The sequence below is a fragment of the Nocardia aegles genome (assembly GCF_052545135.1).
Window position 1 is genome coordinate 92,095 of the sequence record NZ_JBQWRI010000007.1, and the last position, 17,706, is coordinate 109,800.

18 protein-coding genes are annotated in these 17,706 nt (G+C 67.3%); 7 read left to right on the plus strand and 11 right to left on the minus strand.

Annotation, left to right across the window (positions count from 1 at the left end):
* Nucleotides 1-125 precede the first annotated feature (125 nt).
* Complete coding sequence (locus ACT89H_RS19995; RefSeq protein ID WP_445110373.1) at nucleotides 126-602, plus strand: C40 family peptidase; 477 nt, start codon at nucleotides 126-128, stop codon at nucleotides 600-602.
* A gap of 246 nt (nucleotides 603-848) precedes the next feature.
* Here the strand turns inward: ACT89H_RS19995 and ACT89H_RS20000 are convergent, their stop codons facing one another.
* On the minus strand, nucleotides 849-1,553 hold the full coding sequence (locus ACT89H_RS20000; protein ID WP_445110140.1) for a YoaK family protein: 705 nt from the start codon (nucleotides 1,551-1,553) through the stop codon (nucleotides 849-851).
* A 1,195-nt stretch (nucleotides 1,554-2,748) separates the two neighbouring features.
* Between ACT89H_RS20000 and ACT89H_RS20005 the strand changes: the two genes are divergently transcribed.
* Both ACT89H_RS20005 and ACT89H_RS20010 read left to right on the plus strand, forming a co-directional pair.
* Complete coding sequence (locus ACT89H_RS20005) at nucleotides 2,749-3,750, plus strand: ATP-binding cassette domain-containing protein (RefSeq protein WP_445110141.1); 1,002 nt, start codon at nucleotides 2,749-2,751, stop codon at nucleotides 3,748-3,750.
* Entirely contained in the window at nucleotides 3,747-4,595 is an 849-nt protein-coding gene (locus tag ACT89H_RS20010) for an ABC transporter permease (RefSeq protein ID WP_445110142.1), read from the plus strand. Before ACT89H_RS20005 ends, ACT89H_RS20010 begins: the two co-directional genes overlap by 4 nt.
* Before the next feature lie 15 nt (nucleotides 4,596-4,610).
* Here ACT89H_RS20010 and ACT89H_RS20015 read toward each other — a convergent pair whose 3' ends face one another.
* Nucleotides 4,611-4,823 (minus strand): hypothetical protein, encoded by a 213-nt coding sequence (locus tag ACT89H_RS20015; RefSeq protein ID WP_445110143.1) that lies wholly within the window; start codon nucleotides 4,821-4,823, stop codon nucleotides 4,611-4,613.
* Nucleotides 4,824-4,929: 106 nt separating this feature from the next.
* Between ACT89H_RS20015 and ACT89H_RS20020 the strand changes: the two genes are divergently transcribed.
* On the plus strand, nucleotides 4,930-5,457 hold the full coding sequence (locus ACT89H_RS20020) for a peptidylprolyl isomerase (RefSeq protein WP_445110144.1): 528 nt from the start codon (nucleotides 4,930-4,932) through the stop codon (nucleotides 5,455-5,457).
* A gap of 4 nt (nucleotides 5,458-5,461) precedes the next feature.
* Nucleotides 5,462-6,334 carry a rhomboid family intramembrane serine protease gene (locus ACT89H_RS20025; protein WP_445110145.1) on the plus strand — a complete coding sequence of 291 codons (873 nt, stop codon included), beginning with the start codon at nucleotides 5,462-5,464 and terminating at the stop codon, nucleotides 6,332-6,334.
* Nucleotides 6,335-6,399: 65 nt separating this feature from the next.
* Here ACT89H_RS20025 and ACT89H_RS20030 read toward each other — a convergent pair whose 3' ends face one another.
* Both ACT89H_RS20030 and crgA read right to left on the minus strand, forming a co-directional pair.
* A complete protein-coding gene (locus ACT89H_RS20030; protein WP_445110146.1) occupies nucleotides 6,400-6,885 on the minus strand; it encodes a PH domain-containing protein in 486 nt (161 codons plus the stop codon).
* Between the two features lie 89 nt (nucleotides 6,886-6,974).
* Nucleotides 6,975-7,238: a cell division protein CrgA gene (gene crgA, locus ACT89H_RS20035; protein WP_445110147.1), complete on the minus strand. Its 264-nt coding sequence runs from the start codon at nucleotides 7,236-7,238 to the stop codon at nucleotides 6,975-6,977.
* A 97-nt stretch (nucleotides 7,239-7,335) separates the two neighbouring features.
* Between crgA and ACT89H_RS20040 the strand changes: the two genes are divergently transcribed.
* Together ACT89H_RS20040 and ACT89H_RS20045 are read left to right on the plus strand one after the other, a co-directional pair.
* Complete coding sequence (locus tag ACT89H_RS20040) at nucleotides 7,336-7,980, plus strand: aminodeoxychorismate/anthranilate synthase component II (protein WP_445110148.1); 645 nt, start codon at nucleotides 7,336-7,338, stop codon at nucleotides 7,978-7,980.
* Nucleotides 7,977-8,657, plus strand: coding sequence for a RibD family protein (locus ACT89H_RS20045; protein WP_445110149.1), 681 nt, complete (start codon nucleotides 7,977-7,979; stop codon nucleotides 8,655-8,657). Before ACT89H_RS20040 ends, ACT89H_RS20045 begins: the two co-directional genes overlap by 4 nt.
* A gap of 174 nt (nucleotides 8,658-8,831) precedes the next feature.
* On the opposite strand, the gene ACT89H_RS20050 is transcribed toward ACT89H_RS20045, so the two are convergent.
* The 7 genes from ACT89H_RS20050 to ACT89H_RS20080 all read right to left on the minus strand — a co-directional run bounded on the left by ACT89H_RS20050 (nucleotide 8,832) and on the right by ACT89H_RS20080 (nucleotide 17,706).
* The gene (locus ACT89H_RS20050; RefSeq protein WP_445110150.1) at nucleotides 8,832-9,251 is read right to left on the minus strand and encodes a CBS domain-containing protein; all 420 of its coding nucleotides are present in this window, start codon (nucleotides 9,249-9,251) and stop codon (nucleotides 8,832-8,834) included.
* A 106-nt stretch (nucleotides 9,252-9,357) separates the two neighbouring features.
* Nucleotides 9,358-11,259 (minus strand): Stk1 family PASTA domain-containing Ser/Thr kinase, encoded by a 1,902-nt coding sequence (gene pknB / locus ACT89H_RS20055; protein WP_445110151.1) that lies wholly within the window; start codon nucleotides 11,257-11,259, stop codon nucleotides 9,358-9,360.
* A complete protein-coding gene (locus ACT89H_RS20060) occupies nucleotides 11,256-12,767 on the minus strand; it encodes a protein kinase domain-containing protein (protein ID WP_445110152.1) in 1,512 nt (503 codons plus the stop codon). The genes pknB and ACT89H_RS20060 overlap by 4 nt, the downstream gene beginning before the upstream one ends.
* A 37-nt stretch (nucleotides 12,768-12,804) precedes the next feature.
* Nucleotides 12,805-14,271, minus strand: coding sequence for a peptidoglycan D,D-transpeptidase FtsI family protein (locus ACT89H_RS20065; protein ID WP_445110153.1), 1,467 nt, complete (start codon nucleotides 14,269-14,271; stop codon nucleotides 12,805-12,807).
* Nucleotides 14,268-15,752, minus strand: a complete 1,485-nt coding sequence (locus ACT89H_RS20070) for an FtsW/RodA/SpoVE family cell cycle protein (protein WP_445110154.1) — start codon at nucleotides 15,750-15,752, stop codon at nucleotides 14,268-14,270. The genes ACT89H_RS20065 and ACT89H_RS20070 overlap by 4 nt, the downstream gene beginning before the upstream one ends.
* Nucleotides 15,752-17,242 carry a PP2C family protein-serine/threonine phosphatase gene (locus ACT89H_RS20075; RefSeq protein WP_445110155.1) on the minus strand — a complete coding sequence of 497 codons (1,491 nt, stop codon included), beginning with the start codon at nucleotides 17,240-17,242 and terminating at the stop codon, nucleotides 15,752-15,754. Before ACT89H_RS20075 ends, ACT89H_RS20070 begins: the two co-directional genes overlap by 1 nt.
* Entirely contained in the window at nucleotides 17,239-17,706 is a 468-nt protein-coding gene (locus tag ACT89H_RS20080) for an FHA domain-containing protein FhaB/FipA (RefSeq protein WP_014980860.1), read from the minus strand. Before ACT89H_RS20080 ends, ACT89H_RS20075 begins: the two co-directional genes overlap by 4 nt.

A 17,706-nucleotide genomic window follows, 5' to 3' on the forward strand; every position in this document is an offset into this window, starting at 1 on the left:
CCATATTTCCCGTGACCGAGAACATCGCACCCGCCCCGGTTCCGCAGATGGAGATCGCACCTGCCACTCTCGGCCCGGCGATCGATTCCCCGTTTTCGGTGCACATTCCCGTGATCGAACTGCCGATGCCGACGATCGTGCCGGCGATCGAGATCCCGCTGATCGGCGTGCTTCCGGAGATCGAGATCCCCTTCCTCGGCGACCTCCCGCAGCTCCTGCCCCGGGCGCCCACCCCGCCCGCGGCGATGACACCGCAGAAGACCACCGGTGAGATGGCGGTCGACGCGGCGCGAACCAAACTCGGTTCCGATTACAGCTACGGCGCCGTCGGCCCCGACTCCTTCGATTGCTCCGGATTGGTGCAGTGGTCCTACGAGCAGGCCGGCGTGGAGCTGCCACGCACCAGCTACGACCAGCTCGCCGCCGGAACGCCGGTACCGCTCGACGAACTGCGCCCCGGCGACATGGTGTCGTTCTACGGCGGAAGCCACTCCGCCCTCTACGCAGGTGACGGCAAAGTCATCCACGCATCGACGTACGGCACGGGCGTGACCACTTCCCCCCTCTCCTCGATGCCGGTGACAGGCGCCCGCCGATTCTGATTTCCCCCGGTGCGGCCGCACCGGCCGTGCTCGGCCAGGGCGAGACCGCCGCCGCTTCCAGTGTGTCCAGAGTTTCGGTATCCGGCCAGTGGCGGATCTCGTAGCGGCGAAGTGAGAGATCCTCCAACGCCGAAGGTGTTGGGGCGCAGGATCTTTCGCAGCATTCCGTACCGAGGGCCAGTCCGGTGCGGGGCCCGTGGACGCGGTCACCGTAGTCGCGAAGCCGGGCAGACGCCCTGCCGTGGCTTACCGCGTGAGGGGACCGTGCCGGTCCAGGTGCAGGTAGGTGAATCCGGTGACGAGCAGGCACACGACGGTCGCGGTGATCAGCATGGCCCAGCCTGCGACCAGCAGGCTCAGCAGTCCGCCGAGCAGCGCGCCGAGCGAGAAACTGGCGTAGAGCAGGAAGTATCCGAGCCAGTCCGCGTAGTCACCACCGCTGAGATGGCGTTCGATGCCCTGCCCCAATTTGACCAGCGTCCCGGTGACGTAGCTGAGCGGCACCGACACCTCACCGTTGCGCACGAACGACGTGTTGAGCGCGCCGACGCCGAATGCGACGAACATGATCGGCAGCAGGCCGATCGGCTCACTGGACGCCTGGTATTCGAGTATGTCGACGGCCGAGGCCAGCGCCAGGCAGACAGCGGTGAGCAGAGTGGGTCCGTGCGGGTGCCCGGACCAGTAGCGCCTGCGGCACCAGGACGCCACCACCACACCGGACAGGAACGAAATCAGCAATCCGGCGGCGGCCAACGCCAAGTCCGATTCGTCGTGGAAGTACCCGAGGACGGACCGTTCGGTATTGCCCGTCATGAAGGTGACGAAATAGCCGGCCGTATGCATGAACGCCGCAGCACCGATCAAGCCGGCGAGCGCCGCCAGCACCCAGGACAGTCTGGCTTCGGAGTCGAAAAGTGCCTTCTTGCGGCTTTCTTCCAGTTCCGGCACGGTCGAACTCCTTCCGGTACGGGGCGACAGTTCAGTCAAGCAGGCTCGTCGATGGATTCGCCCACGCAGCGCCGATGGTCGCTCACAGATCGCCGGTGTTTCGGCGGGTTCTGTCGGCGCATGGTTCCCACGCGGTATCCGAGCGCCCCGTAGTGCCGTTTCACCCTGGTCGGTGGGGATTCTGTCGGCTACGCGCGCCACTGGTGGCCGAACTCGAGCCCAAGTGGCAGTCCGTGGACCCGGTGACCCGACAGCGGTGGGAGCGGGACCGGCCACTGCTCGCCACCGCCGGGCGCGTGCGCGCGCAACGGCTCGCTGCCGCATGGCGGGCGGTGGAACCGGCAATGACCGCACGCGGACCAGCGACTGATCGGGCCTGAAAATGGGGAGCGGGCCTCGGCGAAGGGGGGGAGTTAGCCGAGGCCCGCGTAGGGTCGGCCCGGGGGGGGAGGGGCCGACGTGAACGATGCTACTCGATGATGTGCGTTCGTGTGTGCGTGGGACGGCCATGTTCCAAAGTTTTTTGGGTGGGCTTACTTTCTGGACGCCGCGGGGTCAGTTGTCACCGGCCCGTCCGTGTCCCCGCCGCTGCCAATAGTTGGCTTGTCATTTGCCAAAATGTTTGTCGACCAAGCGCTTCCAGGTCAACCCATCGGCATGACCTGCCACGTCGATACGTTGCGCACAACATGCCGACCGGTCGCCGATGGAAGGAATCACCGAGAACGTTCGGGCGTGTCGGCCTCCCGGGCGCATAGCGACGCCGAAGGGCCGAATGTGTCGTACCCCGATGCGAACATGTGTTCGTGCTCACCGACCGGACTGTCCGCGCGCAGTACCCCCGCCCACCGCGACGGCGCGCATGCGAATTTCCGCTGTCCAGGTACGGGTCGTCGGCGATTCGGGTAGCCCGCTACGCACGCACCGATGCCCGTGCACGCGGGATCATCGAACCGGTCGCATTCCGATCCGGCACCCCCGAGCACCGACCGGATCGGAATGCGGCCTTCTCGCGTTGCCCTAGTCATCCGTCCGTGGTGGGCCGGTATTCGAAAACAAATCGGATGAAATCGTGGGCGGCCGGGACAATACTGTCTCGGGTATCGGCCGATCATCCGATCCAGCGAATCGCCCGGCGCCCGGGCCTCCTGGCGTCGCACCGATTCACATCGAACTCGTCAACCTCAGGAGAATCATGCCCGACGCAATAGTCGCCGAGGGTCTGGTCAAACGATACGGCCAGCTGGTGGCCCTCGACGGACTCGATCTGCGAGTCCCGGAAGGCACCGTTACCGCGCTGCTCGGACCCAATGGCGCAGGCAAGACCACCACCGTCCGCGTGCTCACCACCCTGCTGGTGCCGGATGCCGGGAACGCGACGGTCGCGGGAATCGATGTGCTGCGTGATCCGCAGTCGTTGCGTTCCCGGATCGGTGCGTCGGGACAGTACGCCGCGGTCGACGAATACCTCACCGGCTTCGAGAATTTGGAAATGGTGGGACGTCTCTATCACCTGGGCGTGCGGCGGAGTAAGGAACGCGCGCGCGAACTGCTGGAACGATTCCGGCTCACCGACGCCGCGGACCGGCCGGTCAAGGGCTACTCCGGCGGTATGCGCCGTCGTCTGGATCTGGCGGGCGCGTTGGTCGCGAATCCTCCCGTGCTGTTCCTCGACGAGCCCACTACCGGGCTGGACCCTCGTGCCCGCCTGGATCTGTGGGACGTCATCGAAGAATTGGTCGCGGGCGGGACCACGTTGCTGCTCACCACCCAATACATGGAGGAGGCGGATCGGCTCGCCGATTCGATCGCGGTGATCGACCACGGCAAGGTGATCGCAAAAGGTACCGCCGACGAACTCAAGACCATGGTCGGCGGCGACCGGATCGAGCTGACCGTCGATCGCGCGGACAATCTCGCGACGGCCGAGGCCGCGCTGAAGACCTTGGCGGACGGGGAGATTCATCTCGAACCGGGGCTGCGCCGGATCATCGTTCCGGTCTCCGACGGGTCGCAGGCGCTGGTGGAGGCGGTCGGGCGGCTGGCCGAGCACAGTGTGCAGATCCACGATGTCGGTCTGCGCCGCCCGTCGCTGGACGACGTCTTCCTCACCCTCACCGGACATGAAGCGGCGACTATCGCCGACGGCGACGTGCCGAACGACAAGCTGGAAGCTACGGAAGGAACGATCCGATGACCGCGACGGCTCCGGTGCCGGCCCGGACCGCGCTGGGCGCTCGACTGTCCATAGTGGTCAGCGACAGCGTGACCATCGCGAAACGCAACGTCATCAAGATCAAGCGGGTACCCGACGTCCTGATCTTCTCCACGCTTTCGCCGATCATGTTCGTGCTGCTGTTCGCCTATGTCTTCGGCGCGGCCATCGACGTGCCCGGCCTCTCCGGCGGTTACCGGGAGTTCCTCATCGCGGGTATCTTCGCGCAGACGGTGGTGTTCGGTGCGACCTTCACCGGTGCGGGACTCGCGGAGGATATGCAGAAGGGCATCATCGACCGATTCCGCTCCCTGCCGATGGCCTCGTCGGCCGTGCTGGTCGGCCGCACGATCAGCGACGTGGTGATCAACGTGGTCAGCCTGACGGTCATGTCGCTGACCGGTCTGATCGTCGGCTGGCGCATCCGCGGTTCTTTCCTCGACGCGGTGCTGGCCTACGTCCTGTTGCTGCTGTTCGCCTACGCGGTGTCCTGGATCATGGCCGTGGTGGGGCTGCTGGTGCGGGCGCCGGAGGTGTTCAACAACGCCAGCTTCATGGTGATCTTCCCGCTCACGTTCATCGCCAACACGTTCGTCCCCAGCGAGAAGCTGCCCACCGTCCTGCGTGTGATCGCGGAGTGGAATCCGGTGTCCGCGCTCACCCAAGCGACGCGGGAACTGTTCGGCAACACCAGTCCGATCGCGCCCACCCCGGATGCCTGGTCGTTGCAGCACCCGGTGATCACCTCGCTGGCCTGGGTGGTGGTGATCCTGGTGGTGTTCGTGCCGCTGGCCCTGCGTCAGTACAAGAGGACCGTCAGCCGCTGATCCGCTGTGTTCACGTCAGCGATCGGTCTCCGCGCCGGCTTCCGCCAGCGGGGTCGGCGTGGAGCCGTTGCGGGAGTACCCGATGCGCGGCGGCGCGGGCGCGGGTTCCGGCTGCTGTGGCCGCCGAGTACGGACCAGATAGGCCGCGCTGCCCGCCAGTGCGACAGCGGCGGCGAGCAGGAGCCGATTACGTGAACGGGAAGAGACATGCAGGCGCCCCGAGGTCATGGGACCACTCTATGCACAGCACGGCGATTCGCGCAGGAGGCCCAGCTCACAGCACGGTCCAGCCCAGTTCCGCGGCCGCGTCGCCGACCGTGGCACGATGGGCGGCGTGACCTCACCGAATCAGACATCCGTGGCAACGCTGCACACGAATCACGGCGATATCAAGCTTGCGCTTTTCGGTAACCACGCGCCCAAGACGGTCCGCAACTTCCTAGGTCTCGCCGACGGTTCGGCGCCGTACACCACCGCGAACGCCAGCGGAGGCAGCAGCGGCCCGTTCTATGACGGCGTCCTGTTCCATCGCGTGATGGCCGGCTTCATGATCCAGGGTGGCGATCCCACCGGCACCGGTCGCGGCGGACCCGGCTACGAATTCGGCGACGAGTTCCACCCCGAACTGCGGTTCGACCGGGGCTACCTGTTGGCGATGGCCAACGCGGGCCCGGGCACCAACGGCTCCCAGTTCTTCATCACCGTCCGTCCGCAGCCGCACCTCAACCGCAAGCACACGATCTTCGGTGAAGTGGTGGACCCGGATTCCCGGAAGGTCGTCGACGCGATCGCGACCATCAACACCGATCGCAACGACCGGCCCCTGGAGCCCGTCGTCATCACCAAGATCACGATCGAATGAGGCTATGAATCCCCAACCGCCCACACCCACGTGCGTCCGCCATCCGAATCGCCCGACCGGCCTGGCCTGCACGCGGTGCGGGCGGCCGTCCTGTGCGGAATGCCTGCGCCCCGCGGCCGTCGGCCAGCACTGTGTCGACTGCCTGCGTGCGGATCAGCGCGCCGCCGCGCCGGTGCGGACGGTCGCGGGCGCGGCAGCGCCTCGGACGTCCGCGCCCTATGTGACCTATGCGCTGATCATGATCAACGTGGTGATCTACGCGATCACCGCGGCCCAGGCCAAGAGCCTGATGGACAACCAACTCGGCTCCGCGCTGTTCTTCGACTGGGTGCTGTACGCGCCTGCGGTCGCGGACGGCGAATGGTGGCGGGTGCTCGGTGCCGGATTCCTGCACTACGGTCCGATCCATCTGCTGCTGAACATGTTCGCGCTGTATGTGGTGGGCCGGGATGCCGAGTTGGTGCTCGGTCGGCTGCGCTATCTGGCGGTGTACCTGGTCTCGCTGCTCGGCGGGTCCGCAGGGGTCATGCTGTTAGCGCAGAACAGCCTCACGGCGGGTGCGTCGGGCGCGGTGTACGGCCTGTTCGGTGCGATCACGATCATTCTGCTCCGGTTGCGGCAGAACCCGAATCAGATGCTCATCATCATCGGCATCAACGTATTCATCAGTCTGTCGCTGCCCGGTATCTCGCTCTGGGGGCATCTCGGCGGTCTGACCGCGGGCACTCTCGCGACGCTCGGCATCCTGTTCCTGCCGGGTTGGCTGCGAGTGCGCACTCCGCAAGCGGCACGGACGGTCGGCTGGACAGCGGTGGCGCTCGTGGCGTTCGCGGCGCTGGGGCTGGTGGCTGTGGGCGCGATCACTTCCACTGCCTGACAGCGGGATTCGCTTCACGTGAAACATTCGTGGCCGGGCACGCCGAATGTCCCGGCCGAGTGCCGTCAGCGGGTCTTGTCCTGGGTGAGCCGCAGGGCTGCGACCAGGTCTTGATAGACGAATTCGGGACTGACGCCAAGATCCCAGCGGCCGAAGATCAGGAGCCGGTCGGCTCCGTCGCGCTGAACGTCGAGTTCCAACATCGGGGTCTTGCGACCGAGACGTCGGTAGCTCACCACGCGGGCGCGGATGATCTGCTCCGGGGTGTATTCGTCCGGTCCCGTCAGCGTGCGGACGACCAGGCGTGGTTGGGCGCCGGGCACCACCGACAGTCGCGGGCGTTGCCGGAATCCGAGCGCGGCAAGGGCGAGCAGCCCGGCGGCTGCCAGGCCGACGAGCAAGCGGCTCGCCGCCTCGGTGGTGACCACCGCCGCGACGGCCAACGCGACGCCGCCAACGGCGACCGCGACGAGCGCGGGGGTCGGTGTGGTCCAGGCCAGAATCGGCCCGTCATGGTCCGGCGGGCCGGGGACCGCGGACTCCGGGCTCACGGCACTCCCCAATCGGTCCTCGAGTTGTCCACAGGCTCATCCACAGGTGTGCATGAATGACACGGCTGTAATCCGCTCGATGTCGCTGCTCAGCGCCAGCGCATCGTCATGATCAGGCCGACCACCATCAGGCCGAAGCCGATCAGGAAGTTCCAGGCGTTGAGGTCGTTCATCCAGCTGATCTGCTCGGCCGCCAAGTAGTAGACGAGCAGCCACGCCAGTCCGGCGAGCATGAACCCGAGCATGATGGCGACATACCAGACCGGAGACGGCCCGGCCTTCACCTTCACCGGGATCCGGCTGGCAGGGTTGATCGTGTAGTCGGTCTTCTTACGGACCTTCGACTTGGGCATGACGTCCTCGTATTCGGCGTACAGGTCGTGGCCTCTAGGCTATCCCAACAGGTAATGGATGCGACGCGGTGGCGGGCGGGCACGTAATCTCGATGCCATGCGTGTTCTGGTCGTCGACAATTACGACAGCTTCGTCTTCAACCTGGTGCAGTATCTCGGCCAACTGGGTGTCGATGCGGTCGTCTGGCGTAACGACGATCAGAATCTGGCCGACGTCGGCACGGTGGTCGGTGACTTCGACGGCATTCTGATCAGCCCGGGCCCCGGTACCCCCGACCGTGCGGGCGCCAGTATTCCGTTGGTGCGCGCGTGCGCGGAGGAAAGCGTCCCACTGCTCGGCGTGTGCCTCGGCCACCAGGCGATCGGCGAGGCGTTCGGCGCCACCGTCACCAGGGCTCCCGAGTTGCTGCACGGGAAGACGAGTGAGGTCTTCCACATCGGCGCCGGCGTGCTGGCCGGTCTGCCCGACCCGTTCACCGCCACGCGGTACCACTCCCTCACCGTGCTCGAGGAGACCTTGCCGGAGGAGATCGAGGTCCTCGGACGTACCGAGAGCGGGATCGTGATGGCCATGCGGCATCGCACCTTGCCCATCCACGGTGTGCAGTTCCACCCGGAATCAGTGCTCACCCAGGGTGGGCATCGGATGCTGGCGAACTGGCTGGGCGTGTGCGGTGAGCGTCCCGCCGAGGGTTTGGTGCAGACGCTGGAGGCGGAGGTCGCCGCGCTGGTGCTGCGGTGACTCGTCCGTATGTGCTGCTGTCGGTCGCGGTGAGCATCGACGGGTACATCGACGACGCGAGCCCCGAGCGGCTGCACTTGTCCGACGCGGCGGACTTCGATCGGGTCGACCAGATCCGCGCGGACTCCGACGCCATCCTTGTCGGCGCGCAGACCTTGCGCAGCGACAATCCGAGACTGCTCGTCGGCAGCGCCGAGCGCAGAGCGGCCCGCCGCGCCGCGGGCAAGCCGGAATATCCGTTGAAGGTGACGGTCTCGGCGAGCGGCGAGCTGGATCCCGAGCTGCGGTTCTGGCACCACGGCGGCGGCAAGCTCGTCTACACCACTGCGGCGGGCGCGGCGAAACTCACCGCCCGGCTGGCCGGACTGGCCGAGGTGGTCGATCTCGGCGCCGAGCTCGACTTCGGCGCGCTGCTGGACGATCTGGGCCGACGGGGTGTCGGCCGTCTCATGGTCGAGGGCGGCACCCGCATCCATACCGCCTTCCTCGCCGCCGATCTGGCCGACGAGCTGCATCTCGCGGTGGCCCCGATCCTGGTGGGCGACGTCGCGGCTCCACGCTTCCTCGGCCCGGCCGATTTTCCGGGGGCGCCGCACCACAGGATGCGACTGGCAGGCGTGACACAAGTCGGCGACGTCGCCGTGCTGCGGTATCTGCCGAAGGCCGACTCGGCCTGACGCCGGGGTCGTGCCCGAGTGTATGCACACGGCATCGCTATCGGCCGGTGCCGCACCGCTCGACCCCTCTAGTTCGTATCGCCAGGCGGGAATCCACGGTGCCGGCGCGTCGCCGAAATGCGCAGGCCGATCCGGAGGGCGGTGCGGGAACCGCCCTCCGTACCGGTTCGAACGCTAAGGACGCCCGTAAACGGCGGTCACGAACTCGCCGAGCTGGTTATCGTCCAGATGCCTGGCCAAGTCCGCCTCGCTGATCATGCCGACCAGCCGCTTGTCCTCGATGACCGGCATACGCTTTACCCGGTTGCTCTCCATTTCATCGAGGACTTCCTGGATGTCGGCGTTGGCATCGACCCACCGCGGCGTCGCTTCGCACAATTCCTCGACCCGGCAGTCCGCGGGGGCCTTGCCCTGAGCGATGCACTTCACCACGATGTCGCGGTCGGTGACAATGCCACACATCCGCTCGTTGTCGTCGGAGACGATGAGCGACCCGACGTTGAGTTCGGCCATGGTACGCGCGGCCTGCTCGATCGTCGTGTCCTTGGCAATCCACTGAACGCCCGGTTTCATGATGTCCCTGGCAGTGGTCATGAGCTACCTCCTCGTGCTCAGCTGCGCTGATTGGGATGGAGCAGCATCATTCTCCCGCAATTCACACCGGATGGTCTCGTTTTCCGGATACCGGTGATCAGGCCGGTCACGGCGGGCCCAGCACCCCCACACCGACCAGGATGGCGCTGTTCTTCTGGATCGAACTGCCCGCCGACGGCTGCTGGCTGAGAATGCGTCCGACATTGCCCGCGTCGAAAGTTCCCTGTGGCGACTGGCTGATCTGGCTGGTGCTGCCGGTCCAGCCCTCCGCGCGCAGCTTCTCCACCGCCTGCGAGACGGTGAGACCGACCAGCGACGGCATCTTCAGATCGCCCGCGGACACTTGGACGGTGACCGTGGAGCCCTTCTCCGCGCTGCTGCCGCCGGCCGGGCTCGAGGCGACCACCTCGCCCTTCGGCTTCGAGGACTGCACCTCTTGCACGACGACCTTGAAGCCGTTGCCCTCGATGTTCGGCTGAGCCACGTCGATCGTCTGGCCGACGACGTAGGGAACGCGAACCGCTTCCGGGCCGGAGCCGATCGTGACGACTACTTCCCAGTCGACGTCGACCTTCGAACCCGGCGACGGATTCTGCTCGATCACCTGGTCCTTCTCGGCGGTGCTCGACGGCTTGCGCTCGACGTTCGAGTTGAGCCGTAGGCCTTTGGAATTCAGCACCTGCTCGGCCTGCTCCTGGGTCAGCCCGGTGAGCTTCGGCACCTGCACCTGCGCGGGTCCGGAAGACACCTGGACCGTAACGGTGCTTCCCTCATCGATCCGCGAGCCGCCCAAGGGCTGGGTCGCGATCACGTTGCCGGTGGCGACCTTGCCGTCGGGCTTCTGCTGGATCGCCACCGTGAAGCCGAGCTTCTGCAACGCGTCCTGCGCCTGTTGCGAGGACTTGTTGGACAGATCGGGAACGGCCACCTGGTCGGGTCGGCTGCCCGGCCCGAGCAACACCCAGAACAATGCGAAAGCCACGGCGACGGCCGCGACGGCGCCGAGCGCGATGTAGGCGGTCCGCCGCCGGCCGTTGGGCTCGGCCGGATCCTGCTCGGCGGTGTCGTCGTGGCGCTCGACGGTGCGGTAGTTACGCGGCGGGGGCTCGTCCGCGCCCATCATGGTGGTGCGATCCTCGTCGGTCATCACCATCGGCGCGCTCGGCTTCTGGCCGCCGAGCACCCGGATCAGGTCGGCGCGCATCTCCGCGGCGGTCTGGTACCGGTTGGCCGGGTTCTTGCTCATCGCCTTGAGTACGACCGAGTCCAGCTCGCGCGGAACCCCGGGGTGCACATGCGAAGGTAGCCGCGGATCCTCCCGGACGTGCTGGTAGGCGACGGCGACCGGCGAGTCACCGGTGAAAGGCGGCTCGCCGGTGAGGATCTCGAACAGTACGCATCCGACGGAGTAGACGTCCGAGCGGGCGTCCACCGTCTCCCCGCGCGCCTGTTCCGGCGAAAGGTATTGCGCGGTGCCGATCACCGCCGCGGTCTGCGTCATCGGGTTGGAGCTGTCGGCGATCGCACGTGCGATGCCGAAGTCCATCACCTTCACCGCGCCCGACCGGTTGATCATGATGTTGGCCGGCTTCATGTCGCGGTGCACGATCCCGGCCTTGTGGCTGAAATCCAATGCGGCGCAGACATCCGCGACGATCTCCATCGCGCGGCGCGGCGGCAAGGGGCCCTTGCCGCGCACGATGTCGCGCAGCGTGTCGCCGTCGACGTACTCCATCACGATGTACGGCAGCGGACCGCCGTCCACCTCGGCCTCACCGGTGTCGTAGACCGCGACGATGGCCGGATGATTGAGCGCGGCTGCGTTCTGCGCTTCGCGCTTGAACCGCAGGTAGAACGTAGGATCGCGGGCCAGGTCCGCCCGCAGCACCTTGATCGCCACGTCCCGGCTCAGCCGGATGTCGCGGGCCTTGTGCACCTCGGACATACCGCCGAACCCGATGATCTCGCCCAGCTCGTAGCGAGACGAGAGATTCTTCGGGGTCGTCATGGCAGTCCTTGCGAAGAAGTAGCGGATCCGCTGCGAGTGGTCGAAGGCCGCTGGGCACCGGGAATCTCCGGGAATGGCAGGTCGAGGGTCGGGATGCGTGGGCGGGTGGTGGGCGCGGTGGTCGTCGGCTTCGTCGTGCTCGGTGCCGTGGTGGTGGGCGGCGCGGTGGTCGTCGTGGGCTCCGGTGTCGTGGTCTTCGGCTCGGTGGTGGTCGGTTCGTAGGTCTCGGTTACCACCGGCGCGGGCGCGGGCTTGGGGGTGGTCGTGGTGGCCACCGGCGGGACCGGCTTCGGGTTCGGCGCGACGGTCGCGGTCGGCGCAGGCGTGGAATCCGGATTGGTATCGCCACCGAAGAGCAGGTAGGCCGTGAGCGCGCCGAGCAGCACGGCGCCGATGCCGAGTCCGGTCAGCCATTTCTGGGTCGTGGTGAACTGCTTGCCGCCACTCGGCGGTTGATCGCCCGCCGCGCCGCGACTCAGCACGGTAGCCGGAGCCGCGATCGTGCCCGCGCGATTCGCCGCGCCCACCGCGCCCGCCGCGGGCGTCGAGTAGCGCACCGTCGCGCCGTCGAAGTCGGATGGGGTAGAGGGGATCACGGCGGTCGGGCCGGGCGGGAGCACCCGCGTGGCGCCGGTCAAGGGCGCGGCGGGGTGGGTGCCACTCGGCGGCGGCGGACGGCGGCCCGCGCGCACCGCGGCGACCGCGTCGGCGAACTCGCCGCCACTGGCGTAGCGGCGCGCCGGGTCCTTCTCCATCGTGATCTCGATCAGTTCCCGCACGTTGCCGGGCAGATCGGCCGGCATCGGGGGCGGCGTCTCGCGCACGTGCTTCATCGCGACGGTGAGCGCGCCGTCACCGGTGAACGGCCGCTGTCCGGACAGCGCCTCGTAACCGACCACGGCCAGCGAGTACACGTCGCTGGCCGCGGAGGCGTCCTCGCCGACCGCCTGTTCCGGTGCGATGTACTGCGCGGTGCCCATCACCATGCCGGTCTTGGTCACCGGGGAGGCGTCCACCGCTTTGGCGATACCGAAGTCGGTGATCTTCGCCTGCCCGGTCGGGGTGACCAGGATATTGCCCGGCTTCACGTCGCGGTGCACCACGCCCGCGCGGTGCGCCACCTCCAGCGCCCGCCCGGTCTGCTCGAGCAGGTCGAGGCCTTGGGCGACCGACAGCCTGCCCAAGCGGTTGAGCACCGTGTTCAGCGGCTCGCCCTGGACGAATTCCATGACCAGGTACGCGATCTCGCTGCCCTGCGGGTCGGCCGTCTCGCCGTAGTCGTAGATGCCCGCGATACCGGGGTGATTCAGCTGGGCGGTGGTCTTCGCCTCGGTGCGGAATCGGTGCCGGAACGTCGGGTCGGCCGAGAACTCCGATTTCAGCACCTTGACCGCGACCCTGCGGTCCAACCTGGTGTCCAGCGCTTCCCAGACCTGGCCCATGCCGCCGGTCGCGATCAGTCGCTGCAGCCGGTACCGGTCGGCGATCATCGCACCGTTGTTCAGCATCGAGGTCCCCGTACCTTCACTCGCACATCCATATCGTTCAGCCCCCTCGAAGACCGGCGTCGAGAACCGCGCGAGCCACCGGCGCGGCGACCGAACCACCGGTCGCGGCAAGCGCCCGGTCCCCACCGTTCTCCACGATCACCGCGATGGCGATCTTCGGGTTCTGCGCGGGGGCGAACGCGATGTACCAAGCATGCGGCGGCGTGTTGCGCGGGTTGCTCCCATGCTCCGCGGTGCCGGTCTTGGACGCGATCTGATAAGGGGTCTGGTTACCTCCAGAGGTGTTGCCCTCCGACGCGATCATCAGGTTGGTCAGGGTCGACGCTACATCGGCGCTGACGGCTTGGCCGACCGAGACCGGCTTGGTCTTCGACAGCTCGCTCAGGTCCGGGCCCTGCAACTGATCGACCAGGTAGGGCTCCATCCGGACGCCGCCGTTGGCGATGGTCGCCGCGACGACCGCGTTCTGCAGCGGGGTCAACGCCACGTCGCGCTGTCCGATGCTGCTCTGGGCCAGGGCCGCGTCGTCGGAAATGGTGCCGACGGTGCTCTCCGCCACCGGCATCGGGATTCCGCGGTGCGGGCCGATGCCGAACGCGGCCGCCTCGTCCTTGAGGTTCGCGGCGCCCACCTTGACGCCGAGTTCGGCGAACGCGGTGTTGCACGAGCGCCGGAACGCCTCGAACAGCGAAGCGGTCGGGTTGGGACCGCAGGTGGAGCCGTTGTAGTTCTCCAGCGTGGTGCTGGTGCCGGGCAGCGTGATGTTCGGCGCGGCGGTGAACTGGTCGTCGGGAGTCGCGACCCGGTTGGACAGCGCGGCGGCGGTGACCACGACCTTGAAGGTGGATCCGGGCGGATAGGTCTGCGAGATCGCCCGATTCAACATGGGGTGGTTCGGATCCGCGCTCAGGGTTTCCCACGCCTGGGTGCCGCGCGCGCCGTCGTGCCCGGACAGCAGGTTCGGGTCGTAGCTGGGCGTGGAGACCATGGTGAGGATCTTGCCGGTACTCGGCTCGATCGCCACCACCGAACCGGTGTAGCCCTTGCTGGTCATCTGGTCGTAGGCCACCTGCTGCATCAACGGATTGAGCGTGGTGAGCACGTTGCCGCCGCGCGGGTCCCGGCCGGAGATCAGGTCGACGAGGCGGCTGCCGAACAGCTGACTGTCGGAGCCGTTGAGCACCGAGTCCTCGGCACGTTCCAGTCCGGTGCTGCCGTACTGCATCGAGTAGAAACCGGTTGCGGGTGCGTACGCCGCCGGTTCGCTCGGGTACGTGCGCAGGTACTTGTACCGATCGTCGGTCGCGACCGAGCTGGCCAGCACGGTGCCGCCGGCCGAGATCTGCCCGCGCTGACGGGCGTACTCGTCCAGCAGAACCCGGGAGTTGCGCGGATCGGAACGCAGATCGTCGGCTTTGATCACTTGGACGTAGGTGGCGTTCGCCAGCAGTGCGACGACCATCACCATCACCGCGATCGCGACTCGGCGTAGTGGAGTGTTCATGTCAGCGGCCCCGCCTCCGGTCGCCCGCCATCGCGCCGCAGCAGTTCGGTCTGCGCGTCGGCGATCGGCGCCGGTTCCTTCTTACGCACCGGGGCGGGTGCGCGGGCGGCGTCGGAGATCTTGATCAGCAACGCCAGCAATGCGTAGTTGGCCAGTAGCGAAGACCCGCCGTAGGACACGAACGGGGTGGTGAGACCGGTCAGCGGAATCAGCTTGGTCACCCCTCCGACCACGACGAACAGCTGGATCGCGATGGTGAACGAGAGACCGGCAGCGAGCAGCTTGCCGAAGCTGTCGCGCACGGCGAGGGCGGTGCGCAGCCCGCGCACCACGAACACCAGGAACAGCACCAGCACCGCGGCGAGCCCGATCAGCCCGAGTTCCTCGCCGATGGTGGTGACGATGAAGTCGGTCTTGGCGAACGGCACCTGATTCGGCCTGCCGCTGCCGAGGCCGGTCCCGGCGAGACCGCCGGTGGCCAGACCGAACAGCGACTGGGAGATCTGATAGCCGGTGTTGTTGTAGTCGTCGAACGGGTGCAGCCAGGTTTCCACCCGAACCCGCACGTGGCCGAACAGCTGGTAGGCGAAGACGAATCCGAGCGCGAGCAGTCCGCCGCCGATGACCAGCCAGCCGACCCGTTCGGTGGCGATGTAGAGCATCACGAGCACCGTGCTGAAGATCAGCAGCGAGGTGCCGAGATCCTTCTCGAACACCAGCACGCCGATGCAGACGACCCAGACGGCCAGGATCGGACCGAGGTCGCGGCCGCGCGGGAACTCCATGCCGAGCATGTGGCGCCCGGCGGCGGTGAAGATCTCGCGCTTGGCCACCAGCACCGAGGCGAAGAAGATGATCAGCAAGATCTTCGCGAACTCACCCGGCTGGACACTGAACCCGGGCAACCGGATCCAGATCTTCGCGCCGTTGGTCTCGGAGAACGCGCTGGGCAGCAGAGCCGGAACGGCGAGCGCGACGAGACCGATGAGGCCGAGGGTGTAGCTGTAGCGAGCCAGGGTGCGGTAGTCGCGCAGTGCGATCAGCAGTGTGATGAACACGAGCGTGCCCAGCGCGGTCCACAGGATCTGCTGATTGGCGTCAGGGGATGGGGTCGCCCACGAGTTGTAGGCGGCGGTCTGCTGGTCGGCCAAATCGAGCCGGTGGATCAGCACGAGACCGAGTCCGTTGAGCAACGCCACGATCGGCAACAGCAGCGGGTCGGCGAACGGAGCGAACCGCCGCACGGCCAGGTGCGCCACCGCGAACAACGCCAGGTAGGCCAAGCCGTATTTGGCGATGTCCAAGGTGATCGACTGTTCCTGACTCGCTTCGACCAGGAACAGGGACATGGTGGTGATCACCGCCGCCGCCGCGAGCAGCAAAAGTTCGACGTTGCGTCTGGTGCTCGGTGGTGGCGCGGGAGCGAAGCCGCCCGGGGGACTGGGAAAAGCCCCAGCCGACGGCGGTGCCGGCGCGGACATCAGTCCGTCACCCGGCAGTTCTCCCCCGCGGTCTGGGGGGCGGGCGACGTGGTCGACGGCGGGGCAGGAGCCTCCGGCTTCGTCGGCGTCTTGATCTCGGTGCCCCTGGCGTCGCCTTGTTCGGGTGCGGGTGCGGGTGCGGGTGGCGCGGGCTGTGCACCGTTGGGCGCGGGCGGCGCGGACTCGACGGGTGTCGGGACGATCCCCGGCTGCGGCGCAGATTCCTTGACCGGGCACGGCGGCAGCAACTCTCGCTGGGCCAGGTAGGTCATCGAGTCCCTGGCCTTGTCCAGCGAGCCCGGCGGCAAGCCCTTGTCCACCTGGTCGCGGCCGGTCTGCTTCAGATCGGTGACCTTCAGCGGCTTGCACGTGGAGGGCAGACCCTCGCCGGGCCCGGTCAGCGTGAGCTCTCCGTTGCGAGTCACGCACCCGACCAGGTTCACGTCGTGGATGGAGTAGCCCAGGATCGACCCGGGCAGCCCGCGCAGGATCACCACCGAACCGTCGTCGGCGCCGACGTAGTAGTTGCTGCGAATCATCTTGTAGCCGACCACGAGCCCCACACCGACGGCGACGACAAGCGCCAGCGCCAGCACGATCCAGCGCAGCCGGTGTGACTTCTTCGCGGGCGGCTCGGGCGCGGCGGCGGGCCGGCGCGGCGCGGCGCGCGGCGGGCGCAGCGCGGAGGCCCGGCCCGCGGCGGTGTTCGGCGGCGGCGTGTCCTCGTCGACGCCGGACGCGGCGCCTGCGACGATCGGGTGGCTCTGGCCGTAGTCCAAGTCGATGACATCGGCCACGACGACGGTCACGTTGTCCGGACCGCCGCTGCGCAATGCCAGCTCGATGAGCCGGTCGGCACACTCGTCGGTACTGCCCTCGCGCATCGTGTTCGCGATGGTCTCGTCGCTGACCACGTCCGAGAGACCGTCGGAGCACAGCAGGTAGCGGTCACCGGCGCGCGATTCGCGCATGATCAGTGTCGGCTCGATCTCGTTGCCGGTGAGCGCGCGCATGATCAGCGAACGCTGCGGGTGCGTGTGCGCCTGCTCCGGTGTGATCCTGCCCTCGTCGACCAGCGACTGGACGAACGTGTCGTCCCGGGTGATCTGAGTGAGCTCGCCGCCGCGCAACAGGTAGGCGCGCGAGTCGCCGATGTGCACGAGGCCGAGTTTCTTGCCGGCGAAGAGGATCGCGGTGAGCGTGGTGCCCATGCCGTCGAGCTCGGGCTCCTCCTCGACCTGATCCGCGATGGCGGCGTTGCCTTCTCGGGTGGCCGCGTCGAGCTTGCCGAGCAGATCGTCGCCGGGTTCGTCGTCGTCGAGGTGGGCGAGCGCGGCGATCATCAACTGGGACGCGACTTCTCCCGCGGCATGGCCGCCCATGCCGTCGGCGAGTGCGAGCAGCCGGGCGCCCGCGTACACGGAGTCTTCGTTGTTGCCTCGAACGAGACCACGGTCGCTGCGCGCTGCGTAGCGGAGAACAAGTGTCACGATCGCAGCTCGATCACTGTTTTGCCGACACGGACGGGCGTGCCGAGTGGAACACGGACGGCGGTGGTGACTTTCGCGCGATCGAGGTAGGTGCCGTTCGTCGAGCCGAGATCCTCGACGTACCAATCGTCACCACGGGGAGACAGTCTCGCATGCCTGGTCGATGCGTAGTCATCGGTGAGTACCAGCGTGGAATCGTCCGCACGCCCGATCAGCACCGGTTGGGTGCCGAGCGAGATGCGGGTGCCGGCGAGTGAACCCTGAGTCACCACAAGAAATTTGGCGCCCTTCTGGCCCCGGCTGAAGGATGGCAGCACCGCGGAACCGCGTGCGGCCCTGGGCTGGATCCGAATGCCGGATGCCGCGTAGATGTCGCTGCGCAACGTGCGCAGCACAGCCCACACGAACAACCACAACAGCAGAAGGAACCCCGCACGGGTCAGTTGCAGGATCAGTCCCTGCAC